The organism is Pedobacter sp. FW305-3-2-15-E-R2A2, assembly GCF_038446955.1.
Lineage (GTDB): Bacteria > Bacteroidota > Bacteroidia > Sphingobacteriales > Sphingobacteriaceae > Pedobacter.
Map to the genome: position 1 here is coordinate 4,004,451 of NZ_CP151803.1, position 14,818 is coordinate 4,019,268.

The 14,818-nt window shown below is 43.5% G+C and carries 11 protein-coding genes; 6 read left to right on the forward strand and 5 right to left on the reverse strand.

Features of this window, described 5'->3' with window-relative positions; all coding sequences use genetic code 11:
• Window positions 1-112: 112 nt before the first annotated feature.
• On the forward strand, window positions 113-2,509 hold the full coding sequence (locus AAFF35_RS15970) for an outer membrane beta-barrel family protein (RefSeq protein WP_342327520.1): 2,397 nt from the start codon (window positions 113-115) through the stop codon (window positions 2,507-2,509).
• A 2-nt stretch (window positions 2,510-2,511) separates the two neighbouring features.
• Here AAFF35_RS15970 and AAFF35_RS15975 read toward each other — a convergent pair whose 3' ends face one another.
• On the reverse strand, window positions 2,512-2,925 hold the full coding sequence (locus AAFF35_RS15975; RefSeq protein WP_342327521.1) for a nuclear transport factor 2 family protein: 414 nt from the start codon (window positions 2,923-2,925) through the stop codon (window positions 2,512-2,514).
• A 119-nt stretch (window positions 2,926-3,044) separates the two neighbouring features.
• A complete protein-coding gene (locus AAFF35_RS15980) occupies window positions 3,045-4,286 on the reverse strand; it encodes an MFS transporter (protein WP_342327522.1) in 1,242 nt (413 codons plus the stop codon).
• 206 nt (window positions 4,287-4,492) lie between these two features.
• Here AAFF35_RS15980 and AAFF35_RS15985 point away from each other — a divergent pair, with 206 nt between their 5' ends.
• A complete protein-coding gene (locus AAFF35_RS15985; protein WP_342327523.1) occupies window positions 4,493-4,678 on the forward strand; it encodes a DUF4269 domain-containing protein in 186 nt (61 codons plus the stop codon).
• 45 nt (window positions 4,679-4,723) lie between these two features.
• On the opposite strand, the gene AAFF35_RS15990 is transcribed toward AAFF35_RS15985, so the two are convergent.
• Window positions 4,724-5,494, reverse strand: coding sequence for a DUF6515 family protein (locus tag AAFF35_RS15990; protein WP_342327524.1), 771 nt, complete (start codon window positions 5,492-5,494; stop codon window positions 4,724-4,726).
• A 188-nt stretch (window positions 5,495-5,682) separates the two neighbouring features.
• Here AAFF35_RS15990 and AAFF35_RS15995 point away from each other — a divergent pair, with 188 nt between their 5' ends.
• The 4 genes from AAFF35_RS15995 to AAFF35_RS16010 all read left to right on the forward strand — a co-directional run bounded on the left by AAFF35_RS15995 (window position 5,683) and on the right by AAFF35_RS16010 (window position 10,033).
• Window positions 5,683-6,114, forward strand: coding sequence for a MarR family transcriptional regulator (locus AAFF35_RS15995; protein WP_342327525.1), 432 nt, complete (start codon window positions 5,683-5,685; stop codon window positions 6,112-6,114).
• A 33-nt stretch (window positions 6,115-6,147) separates the two neighbouring features.
• Window positions 6,148-6,573: an organic hydroperoxide resistance protein gene (locus AAFF35_RS16000; protein WP_342327526.1), complete on the forward strand. Its 426-nt coding sequence runs from the start codon at window positions 6,148-6,150 to the stop codon at window positions 6,571-6,573.
• A gap of 104 nt (window positions 6,574-6,677) precedes the next feature.
• Window positions 6,678-8,420, forward strand: a complete 1,743-nt coding sequence (locus tag AAFF35_RS16005) for an ABC transporter ATP-binding protein (RefSeq protein ID WP_342327527.1) — start codon at window positions 6,678-6,680, stop codon at window positions 8,418-8,420.
• 17 nt (window positions 8,421-8,437) lie between these two features.
• Window positions 8,438-10,033 (forward strand): Na+/H+ antiporter, encoded by a 1,596-nt coding sequence (locus AAFF35_RS16010; protein ID WP_342327528.1) that lies wholly within the window; start codon window positions 8,438-8,440, stop codon window positions 10,031-10,033.
• A gap of 84 nt (window positions 10,034-10,117) precedes the next feature.
• Here the strand turns inward: AAFF35_RS16010 and AAFF35_RS16015 are convergent, their stop codons facing one another.
• Complete coding sequence (locus AAFF35_RS16015) at window positions 10,118-13,231, reverse strand: amino acid adenylation domain-containing protein (protein ID WP_342327529.1); 3,114 nt, start codon at window positions 13,229-13,231, stop codon at window positions 10,118-10,120.
• A gap of 220 nt (window positions 13,232-13,451) precedes the next feature.
• Entirely contained in the window at window positions 13,452-14,768 is a 1,317-nt protein-coding gene (locus tag AAFF35_RS16020) for a hypothetical protein (RefSeq protein WP_342327530.1), read from the reverse strand.
• Window positions 14,769-14,818: the final 50 nt, after the last annotated feature.

Below are 14,818 nucleotides of genomic sequence, written 5' to 3' on the forward strand. Positions count from 1 at the left end.
ATGAATATAGGAGAGAAAAATGTATTACACAAGGTCATGGAGCAGTTCACATGTTTTCTCCTCAAAAAAAGCATCCGGGAGGTTAATCTTGCAGCATATATCTGATAAAACCATGAACATTCGACTCTTTTTCCTTTTTGTATTGCTTTGTTTCAACGCTGCTGCACAGCCGCTCTCTCCTGAAAAAAATAAAGGGATGATCAGTGGCCGTTTAACAGACCATTCCAGCAAACTTTCCATCGCCTACGTAACCATCAGCATTAAAGACCAGGCCGCAAAATCTGTTGTCGTCGCAATGAGCAACGAAAAAGGATTCTTTAAAATTGAGGAGCTTCCCTTTGGCACCTTTAACATAGAATTCAGGTTCATGGGCTTTCAGCCATTGATAAAGTCCGTTATCCTGACTGCTGCTCAAAGTACCGCTGAGCTTGGCATCTTATCTTTAGAAGAAGACAAAAACCTGTTAAAGGAAGTATCGATCAATGGCGAAAAATCAACCCTCAACCTAAAGCTGGATAAAAAGATATTTGAAGTCGGCAAAGACGTGTTGCTGCAAAGTGGCTCCCTGACGGAATTGCTGAACAGTGTACCTTCCGTTGCGGTAAGTCCATCGGGAACCCTGAGCCTAAGGGGAAACAGCAATGTATTTGTCCTCATTAACGGCCGCCGTTCCGGACTTACACAGGGCAATGCGCTCGAGCAGATTCCTGCCGATCATATCGAAAGAATCGAAGTCATCACGAACCCTTCTTCCAGGTATGATGCCTCCGGTTCAGCAGGGATCATCAACATCATTCTGAAGAAAAATAAGAATACCGGGTTTAACGGACAGGCCAGGATTGTTGCAGGTCTTCCCAATGATTCGAGGATTAATCCAAGCTTGAATTACAAGTCGGACAAGCTCAATCTGTTTTCCACTTTTGGCATTAGAAATACGGATTATAATGGCCTGTATCAGACTAAACAAACCATAACAGATCAAGGAAAACCGACACACCTGAATCAGGTACAGAAAGAAGACCGCAATGATAAAGGAAAGCTGTTCTACCTTGGCGCTGATTATTTTATCAACGCTCAAAATACCATTACCGCAGCCTTTCTTCGAAATGCAACCAAAGATCACGATAAAACAATTTTAAATTACGACTTCAGCAGTTCCCTTGCTACAGACAGCACGATTCGACGTAATGGAGAATCCAGGGAGTCCAGAAATTACAATCAACTGGAATTTAACTATACCAAAACCTTTAAGGACGCCGGGAAAAAGCTGACTGTAGACATGCAGTATGACTTCTGGAACAGCGATAAAAACTGGGAGTTGAACACCACCAGGCTGTCGCCGGTAATGGCAACAAACGCTCCGATCCGAACGGCTTCCATAGGTTCGAGCAAAGATTTCCTTTTACAAACCGATTTTGTACAGCCACTGAGTACCCGATCCAATCTTGAACTGGGATTAAAACTGGAAAAGAGATTGGTGAGCAGCGATTTCAAAGCAGAAGAACAACCGGGAGATTCCTGGCACATCATAGATGGAATTGACAATAAAATGGATTACAATGAACTGATTGGAAGTGCCTATACCCAGTTTAGCAGTAAAATCAAGAAGTTTTCTTATTTGATCGGCTTACGTACTGAAGCCACAAAAATCACGATTGAAGATCTTGGAAATGAGTTCAACAATAAAAAAGATTACCTCCGTTTGTTTCCAACCCTTCATACCAGCTACGAGTTTAAGACTGGCTCTGCTTTGCAGCTGAGCTATAGCAAACGCATCAACCGACCTTCATTATACCTTTTATACCCTTTCAATGAACTCACGGATTTCAATGCGCAATTTGTCGGCAATCCCGACCTGAACCCATCCTACGCCAATGTATTTGAATTCAGTTTCTTACAAAAATGGGGAACATTAACCTTTAATCCTTCCCTCTATTATCAATACATCAAAAGCCCGATACAGGATTATACGTATAGAAATTCAAATGGTGTTTTTATCAGTTCAGCGGTCAACATTGACCAGGAGATCAGACGCGGTGCGGAACTGAGCATTCTTTACAATCCGGTTAAAGTGCTTTCCCTAAACCTGGAATTGAACATTTATCATTTTGAACAGGCCGGCGCATTCGGCACGCAGGATTTCAATTTCTCTGGCGGAGCCTCCACTGCGAGACTGGGCGCACAGGTAAAGCTCCCGGCAGAGTTCAGTCTTCAGGGACGATATAATTTTACCGGAGTGCAAAGTAATGCGCAAAGCCGGACCAATGCGATCCATTTCATGGACCTGGGCTTAAGTAAAAACCTGTTTAAGAATAAAGCGACAGTGGTTTTAGATGGAACAAATGTGCTCAACAGCAGGAAGACCAACACTTTAACCAGGGGGACAAATTATGTCTTAAACCAGGTCAGTCGTCCCGATGCATCCAGGTATCGCTTGAGTTTTGTCTATCGTTTTAAGGGGAAAGAAAGCCAGTCTGTGCGTCAGGCAAAGACTGGAAACCGGAATTAAATTTACAACCGACGCTCAGATTTGTCAATTGGGAGGTCATTAATGCTGGCATAACGTTTTTCCATCAAACCGTCTTCATTAAACTCCCAATTTTCGTTTCCATAGGCCCTGAACCATTGCCCCTGCTGGTCCTGCCATTCGTATTCAAACCGAACCGCAATTCGGTTGTCGGTATATGCCCATAATTCCTTTTTCAGCTTATAATTCAATTCTTTTTTCCATTTCCCTTTCAGGAATTCCTGAACTGCTTTACGCCCGTTCACAAATGTATCGCGGTTTCTCCATTCTGTATCCAATGAATACGCCATAGAAATGCGTTCAGGGTCCTGTGAATTCCAGGCATCTTCGGCAAGTTGAACCTTTTGAATCGCTGTTTCAAGCGTAAATGGGGGTAGCGGATATTTCTTTTCCATCATGATTTGATATTTATTTGCGACAAAAATACAAGAGGAATACCTGCTTTAAAAACGATTAAAAGCGATGCAAGGCATCATAATTAGTGATGCAACAAACAAATTTATGAAGGAACGAACAATTAATTCTGATCAAGAGCTGCTGCTTCCTGTAGTCTTTTTTTGGCCTTACGAAGAAAACGGAAAAGCAAAAAGCCGATCAACAAAGTAATAAAGCCCTGTATCATCACGGTATCGGGTGTTCCGATCAAATGAGACAAAGTCCCGATTAAAAGCCCGCCTAAAGGCTGCATTCCAAAAAATGCCATCGCATAAAAGCTGATCACTCTTCCCCGCATTGCCGGATCTACGGTCGTTTGAATGAGGGTATTACTGATGGTAATCTGCGACATCATTCCAAAGCCGGAGATTGCCGCAAAGACCAGTGCAACCGGATAATAAGTGCTGTGCGAAAATAAAACCAGTCCGGCACCAAAGATGAGGGTACTGATGGCCAGGATTCTCCTCAGGTTTCTTCCGGGTTTAAGAGAGGCCAGAAAAATTGCTCCGGAAAAAGCACCGAGTCCAATCACACTGTCGATCACACCAAAAGTAGAAGCCGTACCTTTAAAGATGTCTTTTGCATATACCGGAATCAAGGTACTAAATGGCAAGACAAAGAGACTGATCAATGCCAGCATCAGGAGCACATAAGAGATGGAAGGTGTTCTTCTGATGTATTGAAAGCCTTCTTTAAGTTCTGAAAAAATATTCTTTTGATGCGCTGTCGCTGTAAATTTTGGCAGCCTCATCATCAATAAAGAGCCGATTACGGCGATAAAACTAAAAGCGTTTAAGCCAAAACAAATGTCTTCTCCAAATTTCTCCAGGGCCAGTCCAGCCAGTCCGGGTCCGATCAACCGGGAAAGGTTCACCATAGAAGAATTCAAAGCCAGCGCATTGGGCAGGTCGGCTTTATTTTCTACCATTTCATAAACTAAAGATTGTCTTGCCGGTACATCAAAAGCATTGATGATGCCCAGCATGGCACTTAAAGCAATGATCTCCCAAACGGAATAGTCCTTAAAGAAAATCAGCAAGGTCAAAAGCACGGCCTGCAACATCGAGGCCACCTGAGTAAGCAGCAAGAGCTTATAACGGTTATAGCGGTCTGCTGCTACCCCACCCAGAAAAGAGAACACAAAGGATGGAAATAAGCTGGCAAAGAGTGTCAGTCCAAGCATAAAGTTAGAATGCGTTTTCTCATAGATCACCCAGCTGACTGCCGTTTTTTGCATCCAGGTCCCAATCAGCGACACGGATTGTCCGGTAAAATATAATCGGTAATTGCGACTCTTAAATGCGTTGAAAGTACTTATATCCATAATTGTTTGTCCCTGAAGGACCGAAAGAATTCAGGTAAAGGCAGTGCAAAAATCGTCGCAGAAATTGAGCCAGAATCCCTTATTCAGGAAAGATCATGAAATTATTACCCCGGAAAACCCGAAAAAATGTAGATTTATCCCGATCAGTTGCCAACTGATCATGCCCCTATAGAAAAGCGCCATGAATTCAAAAATGAACTTCCCTGATGATCAAAAAGTTTGACACCATTGCTCATCTCGCCAGTGGCACTTTAAAACAGCAGGATGCTTATGATACACTGGAAACGCACCAGGTATTAGAAAAGTTAAAAAGCTTTGATCCGATTCTTGCAGGAACGGTTCCAATTGATATTGCGATCGCTGATAGTGACCTTGATGTCATTTGCTGTTAGGAAGGATGATGACCTTAAAGCACCAGGAAAAAGATGATTCAGCGGTTAAAGACCAGAATTATCCAGTCCGATCACTTTATAGCTTATTTTCCCGCCATTGACCACTTCTTCATAATACGCACCATCATCAGTTACATAATATCTTTCTCCTTTGATAAAGACCTCTCTGGAACTTTCAGGTAAAGTCTCTACCACATCGCCCACCTGAACACCCCGATCCTTAGCAGCTGAATTATTGGAATCCGTATTCAATACCCCATCTTTTCCGGCTACCACATACACAGATTTCCCATCGGCTTTTTCAATAATGTTATAGTACACCCCTTTGTATTCATAATACGTTTGTCCGTTGATCTGAACTTCCTTGGCATCGGAAGGGATATTGGGTACTTCGGCGCCTACCGGAGGAACGACTACTTTATAAGCATTGTCATATTCCCTGTAAAATAATCCACCGGAATAATAAAACTGATCGGTACCAAAGAAGAAAGGATAATACCCGAATGGCAATACATTAATCCGAAGTCCGAGGTAAGGTCTGTAATAACTGCGGTATCCATAAAATGGTCTTCTGTAAATTCCGAAGCCAGGTCTGTAAATATGTCCGGGCCTTCTGCCAATATAGCCAATCCGGTTCCCTCCCCGGAATACCTGCCCTGTTGAAGGTCTGTAGGAACTTCCTCCTCTGGACGGACCATGGCCCCCTCTTCCTCCGCCATGTCCGGATCTTTGGGCAAAAACAGTGCTAACCGTAGCGCCGCTCATCAACACAATTGCCCCTGCAATGATCAGCGGTTTAAACCAAGAAGTTTTCATATCTATCAATTTAGCTATAGGACGAAACGAAAATAAAAAGGATTATCTGAAATCCCGAAATTGCTAAAAGCTGACACAATCATGATAAAACTAAGCTGACGAGCTATCTTCATAGAAAAGTCAGAATTCTAAATAAATTAGGAATTAAATTGTACACAATATAATTTTACAAAACCAATTCAACAGCAATGGAAAATTTAAAACTTGAAAACCAGTTATGTTTCCCTATCTACGCGTTATCACGCCAGATTACGGCCCTGTATCGGCCTCATCTGGAAGCACTTGAGCTCACCTATCCTCAGTATTTAGTAATGCTTGCACTTTGGGAACATGAAACAGTCACCGTAAAACAGTTGGGTAAATTATTATGGCTGGACAGCGGCACCCTGACTCCATTGCTAAAACGTATGGAAGAAAATGGATTATTGAGCAGAAACCGCTCCGAAGCAGATGAAAGGGTGGTCAACATCCGGATTTCTGCTAAAGGAACCGCATTGAAACAACTGGCCCTTTCTATCCCGGAGGCGATAAAAGATGCCTTGTCAACAGATGATGAGCAGCTTTTTAATTTGCGCGATCAATTGAAACAAATCTTATCGGTAACCCCTACAAATAAATAGAAGCCCTTATTAACCCTTTAAAAAACAGATAAAATGAAAGTATTGTATACAGCCGCAGCTACAGCAACAGGCGGAAGAAACGGACAAGTTAAAAGCTCAGATGGTGTATTAGACCTTGAAGTACGCATGCCAAAAGCATTGGGTGGTGCACAGGATGGTTACACCAATCCGGAACAATTGTTTGCTGCCGGATATTCCGCCTGCTTTGACAGCGCCTTGAACCTGGTGATCAAAACCGGAAAAATTACTACAGGGGTCACCACCGTAACTGCAGAAGTGAGCATTGGTCAGAACGATACCGGCGGATTTGGTCTGGCGGTTAAAATGGCGGTAAATATCCCTGGAGTAGACCAGCAGCAAGCGGAAGAATTGGTGGCAAAGGCACATCAGATCTGCCCTTATTCTAACGCCACAAGGGGAAATATGGAAGTGATCCTTAGTGTAACAAATAACGGTTAACCATCATCGTTTTAAATTTTTAAAGCCTGAGCGGATTCAACAGCATCCGCTCAGGCTTTTTTATTGGCACAATAATTCGTATTTTGACTTAAACTCCCTCCCCTATGCCGATCCTGTGGAAATATTTTAAAGAACAAAAATGGTGGGTAGTTCTGGCTCTTTTCCTTGCCGCTATAGCCCAATTGTTAAGTCTTACCGACCCCATTATCTTTGGAAAGATCATTGATGAATACGCCACAAATCCAGGTAACAAAAGTCAGGAAGTTTTGGTAAAAGGCGTACTTTACTGGCTGAGCATAGCGATAGGGATTGCCATCGCCGCCAGAATCGCCAAAGCTTTTCAGGAATATTATACCCGCCTTGCCGTTCAGCAATTCGGAATGCAGATCTTTAACGATGGCTTGAAACAAACACTCCGCCTCTCCTTTCAGGAATTTGAGGAAAGCCATAGCGGAGAAACCTTATCCATCTTACAAAAGGTAAAAACAGATACAGAACGTTTCATCAATTCTTTCATTAACATTCTCTTTTCTTCCCTTGTAGGAATGGGTTTTCTCATCTGGTATTCCATTACCAAGAACTGGATGCTGGTTCCGGTCTTTATCATTGGCATCCTGGTGCTCGGATCACTCACCGGCTTGTTAAGTAAGAAAATAAAAACTGTACAGCGTTCGATCAACAAAGAAACCAATAAAATGGCGGGGGTGATCACAGAATCGCTCCGCAATATAGAGCTGGTCAAGAGTCTTGGCCTGACCTTCCCTGAGATTCGCAGATTAAAAATCCAGACACAAAAGATTTATGATCTGGAAATGATGAAAACAAAGCGGGTCCGAACATTGTCCTTTCTCCAGGGAACCACGCTGAACCTGCTGAAACAATCCATTTTATTTATCCTGCTTTGGCTGATCTTCCGCAATAAACTCAGCACCGGAGAGCTGATCACGATGCAATTCATTTCTACTTCTATTTTTGGGCCTCTACAAGACCTTGGAAACATCATTTTAAGCTACCGCGAAGTGGAAGCTTCAGTTCATAACTTTGATCAGCTGATGCAAAAACCCATCGAGCGCAAGCCCGAATCTCCGAAAAAGACGGGTCCATTAAAAAACTTATCATTTGACCAGGTCATTTTTCGACACAAAACAGCACAGACAAATGCCATAGACAACATCTCTTTCCATGTCAACAGTGGGGAAACCATCGCTTTTGTTGGCCCTTCAGGATCTGGAAAATCAACCCTGGTGAAACTCCTGGTCGGATTATACCGCCCGGTATCCGGGTCGATTCTCTTCAATGAATTCAATGCAAAAGAGATCAGCTATAATGAATTGCGGCGCCAGATTGGTTTTGTGACCCAGGATACCCAATTGTTTGCCGGCACCATTAAAGAGAACTTATTATTTGTAAAAGGAACGGCAACAGATGAAGAATTGATGAGCGCTTTAGAAAAGGCCTCCTGTACCAACCTTTTGGCCAAATCGGAGAAAGGGATCAATACCCTGCTCGGTGAAGGTGGCCTGAAATTATCCGGAGGAGAAAAACAGAGAATCTCCATTGCAAGAGCTTTATTGAGGAATCCGAGATTGCTCATTTTTGATGAAGCCACCTCTGCATTGGATTCCCTTACCGAAGAAGAAATTACCAGTACCATCCGCGACCTTTCCATGAGCAAAGACCGCATCACCATTGTCATTGCCCACCGCCTTTCGACGATCATGCATGCCGATGTGATCTATGTGCTGGAAAAAGGAATGATCTCTGAAGCCGGCTCTCATGAAGAACTGCTGGAACAAAAAGGCCTCTACTATGCAATGTGGCGACAACAAGTTGGAGAAAGGAAGTGATTTTTTAACTTTGCGAAATGATACATGCGAACCTCCTCCTGATCCTTGCTTTGTTTTTTGCAATGGCACTCCTTTACCTGCTGAGCCAACGATGGAAAATCTCCTATCCCATTTTCCTGGTTATCGGCGGACTGGGCATCAGTTTTATTCCCGGCATTCCTCCAATCAATATCAATCCTGACATCGTTTTTCTCATTTTCCTTCCTCCCTTGCTATTTGAAGCAGCCTGGTACACTTCCTGGAATGAATTCTGGAAATGGAAAAGGTCTATACTCTTACTCGGCTTTGGACTGGTACTCATTACTTCTCTGGCCATTGCTTATTTCTCGGCCAGCATTATTCCCGGTTTTACCCTCGCGTTGGGCTTTTTATTGGGTGGAATCATTTCTCCCCCGGATGCGGTCGCAGCTACCTCTGTGTTAAAAGGGGTCGACATGCCAAAACGGGGATTAACGATGCTGGAAGGCGAAAGTCTGGTCAACGATGCGGCCTCATTAACCGTATTTCGTTTTGCATTGGCCTGTATCCTCACCGGGCAGTTTGTATTTCAAAAAGCAGCCACAGATTTTATCATCCTTGCAGTAATGGGGGTCATCGTCGGACTGGCGATTGCACATATCCTTTACCTCGTACTTCGCTATTGGGCAAAGTCCTCCAGCATTACAACACCCATTACGCTGATCGCACCATACCTGATGTATATTGTGGCAGAGCAATTCCACTGGTCGGGCGTTTTAGCAGTAGTCAGTGGTGGTTTGTTCCTCTCTTTCCGTTCCAATGATTTCTTAAACTATCATACGCGTCTGCAGACCAAAGAAGTATGGGCTACGGTAGGCTTCCTGCTGAATGGATTTGTTTTCATTCTTATTGGTCTGGAACTGCCAGTCATTGTGGAAGGTTTGGAAGGTTATTCCATAGATGAAGCCATTAATTATGCCTTGATCATCAGTGCAATTGTGATCATTGCCAGGATCATCCTGGTATACCTGGTGACCTTTATTCCAAGGTTAAGCCCGAAAATCAGGAAACGTGAAAAGAGTCCCGGCCTGAAACTGCCATTTATTATTGGCTGGGCAGGCATGCGTGGCGTGGTTTCCCTGGCTTCAGCTTTGGCCATTCCACTCACTTTAAGCAACGGAGAAGCATTCCCGCATCGGAACCTGATCTTGTTCATCACCTTTATTGTCATCCTGATTACCCTGGTGTTTCAGGGATTAACCCTACCTATTTTCCTTAAACTGTTAAAAGTAGAAGAAATAGACGACCATGTTCCTTTTGATCAGCAAAAAGAAGCCATTCATCTCTTCTTAGCCAAGGAAGCTGTTTTATACCTGGACAACAAATACAGTAAAGAAATGGCTGATTTTGAAACCATCCGGAGGATCAAAGAGCAAATGGAGCGCAGCATCAGGGCCACAGAACAAACGGTTGCCGAGCAAAAACAACAGGTTGCTTCTGTACGAAAATTATATAAAAAGATCATGCTCGACCTCACTACTTTCAGAAGGAAAGAATTAAATAAACTCCGGGCAACCAAAAAATATGATGATGAAGTGCTCAGAGATATGGAAAACAACCTGGATCTGGAAGAAGCACGTTTTTACAAACATTAAAACCCATCATAAGTAGAAACCAACAGCCCCGCTGTTCCTGGAAAAGCCCCGGAACACCGAGGTCTGACCTGCCAGATCTAAATATTATGATATAGATATATCAAGATATCTAAAGTAATTATCCAATAACTCTTTATCAAAGACAGGTTCTTTGATCTCCGAATCCTGAAGAAAAGCCTTTACATTTTCACAATCCCAGACATAAGTATCCTGGTAAAGTTCTACAGTAGAAAGTCCTTCATGCATATTGTCCTTAAACAAGCTGGTTAATGGAAACAAGCGGTTTTTAGGATCGTCTTCCCACTGTTTCCGCCATGCCTTATATGGCAAACCATCCAGTTTAAAAGGATAATACTGCTTTAACAGACCGAAGAAATCTTCCAGTGTAAGGTTGGTTTCCGGCGAAGCAATCAGGTTAAACTTTTGACCTATAGCCTTCTTATCCTTTGAAATGTGCACAATAGATTTTGTCATGTAATCTACCGTAATCAGGCCTTCTCTCAGCTCTTTTAACTGCGGATAAGATTGAAACTCAATACAGTTCCTCACCAAACCAGACCACCATTGGTAAGGTGCACTCGCACCGGTCCCGCTATGGCACATGGCATAACCCAATCTGTGCGTAATCAGCGGCAAGCCCTGACTTGCAGCCAGATCAGCCAGCCCTTCCATCACCCATTTACTCCTGACATAACCGATATCTTTACTTACCGCCAAAAGATTCTGTGCAATGTCATCATCCTCTCTCATCACCGTCTTTTTAGTGAAAACATGTCCCCAGCTATAGATGGAAATGGTAGACAACAACACCAGGCATTTGGTCTTTTTTGCGGCCGCAAAGCGGATAATTTCACGGAGACCATCTACATTGGCCGACTTCATATAAGAATAAGGTTCGATAAAGTTCACCGAGCTTCCCGAGTGATAAATGACCTCTACCTGCTGAGCGAGTTCATCAAACTGCTCCGCAGACCAGCCCAGCCCATTTACCGTAAGGTCCCCTACCACCGGAATGATCCTGGATTTTTGTGCGGCGTTAACGGGGACATTAAACGTTTTGAAGGTCTGGTTGATTTTTTCCATCGCATGAAACTCATCCTGTGCCCTGACCAGGCAATATACCCTCGCCCTGGTATGGTCCAGCAATTCCTGAAGCAAATGAATGCCGACAAACCCCGTAGCACCGGTCAGCATCACTGCTGCAGGATCTTTAAGGCTTTCTTCGTCAAAATCACCGGAAAAAACCGTTCCGGGAGCAAGATAAATGTCTTCCTGCAATTCTGTAAATGGTTCTACGTCTTCCACTGGCAATGCCTGCTCTGTCTTCTGGATCCTTGCATCAATTGATTCCGCCAATTCCTGCAAGACCGGGTATTGATACAAATCGCGCAGGTATACTTTAATGCCAAGCTTATTGCTCATAGAAACGGCCACTACTGCGACTAGCAGGGAATCACCTCCAATATCAAAGAAATTGTCCGACCTGTTCAGTGCCGGACGTTCCAGAACTGCAGACCAGATCGTTGCAATGGCCTTTTCGCTTTCGGTTACCGGGGCCTCCACGCTGAGGTTTTCCTGAACATGCTTTCTCGCAATGATCCCCAGTTCCTCATTATTTGTTTTTCCATTTGCCGTTAAAGGGATTTCTGCAATTGCAATGATCTCCGCAGGAATCATATATCCCGGCAGTTCTTTTTTGAGCTCCTGACGGATCTGCGCAAGATCTGCCTGCTGATTTCCATCTTTGAGTACGATAAAAGCAATGAGGTATTTATTCTGACCGCTATTTTCTTTGGTGATGACCACCGCATTCTTTATTTGATCCTGACGGATTAAAGCGCCTTCAATTTCACCAAGTTCCACCCGGAAGCCACGGATTTTAACCTGGTTATCGACCCTTCCCAGAAACTGAATCTGTCCGTCGGGCAACCAGCGGGCGAGGTCGCCGGTGAGGTAAATCTTCTTTTCCGGTTGAAATGGATGTGACACGAACTTCAGATCGGTCAGCACCTCGTTCTTATAATACCCCTTGGCCAGTGCTGTTCCTCCGATGCAAAGTTCCCCGATTGCCCCGATAGGCTGTACCCCTCCTTTCTGATCCAGAATATAGGCCTGAGTATTCGCAATGGGCATCCCAATGGTAGAACGGAGTTGGGTGGCTGTAGTATTCACCAGGTTGCAGGTGGCAAAGACCGTACATTCGGTCGGCCCATAGTAATCCACCAGCTGATAAGGAAGCCCTTCGGTTAACACAGGTTTTAACTGCTCGCCGCCGGTAAATAAATATTTTAAATTTAAGCCTGTCTGAACCTTGCTATGGGCAATTATGGAGGGCACGAGTACAGAAGGTGCATAGCCATGTGTGATCTGATGAAGGCTAAAAAAATTCAGTAAAGAAATGGCGTCCATCCTTTCTTCCTCCTTCGCAATGTGCAGTGAGCCACCACAAGCGAGTGCGGACCAGATTTCCCAAACGGAGATGTCAAAGGCAAGACCTGCAACCAGCGTGAGCCGGCAATTCTCGTCGAGGCCGAATTTATGGTTATGCCAGGTCACCAAATGCTGGATAGATTGATGCTCTACCATCACACCCTTGGGATTGCCGGTAGAGCCGGAAGTATATATCACATATGCCAATGAGTTTTCATCCGGATAAATGGCGGCCGAATCAGTCGAATATCCCCCTACAACGGAAAGCTGGTCGAGGAAAAGCAATTTCGTTTCGCTGTTGGGTACTAAATCTGAGCCACAATTCCCGTTGGTAATGACCACCTTTGCCTGAGTATCTTCAATGATAAATTCGGCGCGTTTAAGCGGGTAAGCCGGATCAACAGGCACATAAGCAGCGCCTGTTTTTAAAATTCCCAGAACGGCAACCAGCCATTCGATAGACCTGTCCATCCAGACAGGGACCAACTGTCCTACGCCAATTCCATGACTCAAAAGATAGTTTGCCACCTGATTACTGCTGTCGTCCAGCTCTTTATAACTGAGCCAGTCTGCACCAAAGAACACCGCCGGATTTTCCGGATAGCGATGGACCTGTTTTCCAAATAAGGAGACCAGACTCTCTTCCATTGGATAAATCCAGTCTGTATCATTAAATACATTCAGGATTTTGTGTTTTTCTTCCATGCTCAATGGCAGACTGGAAGTTTCAGTAGTCGCTTTTTTTAGGGCTGATTGTTGATTAGACATGCTGGTTTATTTTAATGGTAAAAAATCATTAACAGTAAACCTGCTGGCATCCCAACCCTTCTAACGAAAAATAGTTTAATTATAGTTCAGTATGCAACATCACAATCAACAGGTTAAACCCAAATTAACCATTCCTTTGTGTTTTTCTCCTTTAAGCGCTGGTACACTCAGAAGATGAACAAAATGATTGCGATTGTAATTATGAATAAAAAGAACACCTCTATTTAATAAAGTCTGTTACTTTATCCAAAATTTTCCCTCCTTTTTCTTTTAATGATTTCCCCTGATCAGTGATGGTCTCTGTACTGGTCATCTTTTGCATCCCGGCACTAATGGCTTTAAACTGTGCAATGGTTGCCAGAATCTCTTCCGCATGACTCACGTTATTCTCTTTTAACACCTTTTCCCAATCCACCTTTGCTAAAGTAGCCAATACGTACCTCGTGGCAATCTTACTGATGAAATACTTATCGTATACCCCATTAAGTTTAGCATCAGGTTCACGTGCTTTCAGGTAATTGATTGATTCCTGAATCGAAGCTTTCTCTGCATCACTCAACAAGGCACTATTTTTAAGTTTACCAAGCGAGGCGATGGCCTGCTCATTTTTACCTCTTTTTATGTAGACAAAGCTTTCTATGCTCCAAACTGTTTCATTCTGGATGCCAAGTTTATGTGCATCTGCCAGAAAGGATTCAAAATCATCCAGTGCCCTTTCCTCATCCACGGCTCTTTCCATCATCAGACGGTCAAACCCTCTGAAAAGATGATTCAGCCCATGAAAAGCAGTATGTGTTTGTTCATTGTTGAGTTTGCCCCAGTTAAAAAAGGCTCTGGTATAAGGAAGGTCTACTTCCTTGTTTTTCTCCAGCCATTTGATATTGCTGCTGATCTCGTCTTCTGATAAGTAAAAAAACTTATTGGAGAAGAACAGAAAACCACGTACAAACTGCAGTAAAGTTTTCATTTCACTATCCGGTAATTTATCCGGCTGTGTTTTACTGCATTCATACAAAGACAATTCTGCCCCCAGATCTCTGGTGGCCAGCACAAGAACGCTTAAAACTGCATGTTCCAGGTTTTGCAGGTAAACTTTATCCGCGTCAGAGCGCTTCGCCACCTGTTGCATAAAGCTTTGCTTCTCACCGGGCGAACCATAGACTGCGGTTACGCCATCGAGCACCGGAGGAAAGATATCCTCATCAGTTTCAATAATAAAGTTTTTAATCCGGCGGTAATCCCGATACATGAGGATCATGTCCGTAACCGGAATGTCCTTTTGTCCCGCAGACATTTTAGAAAGATTACCGGATACAGATTGTAATTCCTTAAGGTGCTGCTGATACTGCGGCATCGTGGTATCCTGTACTCCTGCAGAACGCAATCCGATTTTCCCGAACTTCCACACGATTATTTTATCAGAAGTAAGGCTTTTCACCAATGATAAGCGGTCTTTTTCGAGTAATACCTGATCTGTTTGTTCGCTTGAACATCCAAGTGTTAAAATAATAAGGGACAAGGCAATATATTTTTTCATATTCAGCTAAATCTATTTTTTCACAACATTTCCCTATCCCCGGAAGTCGG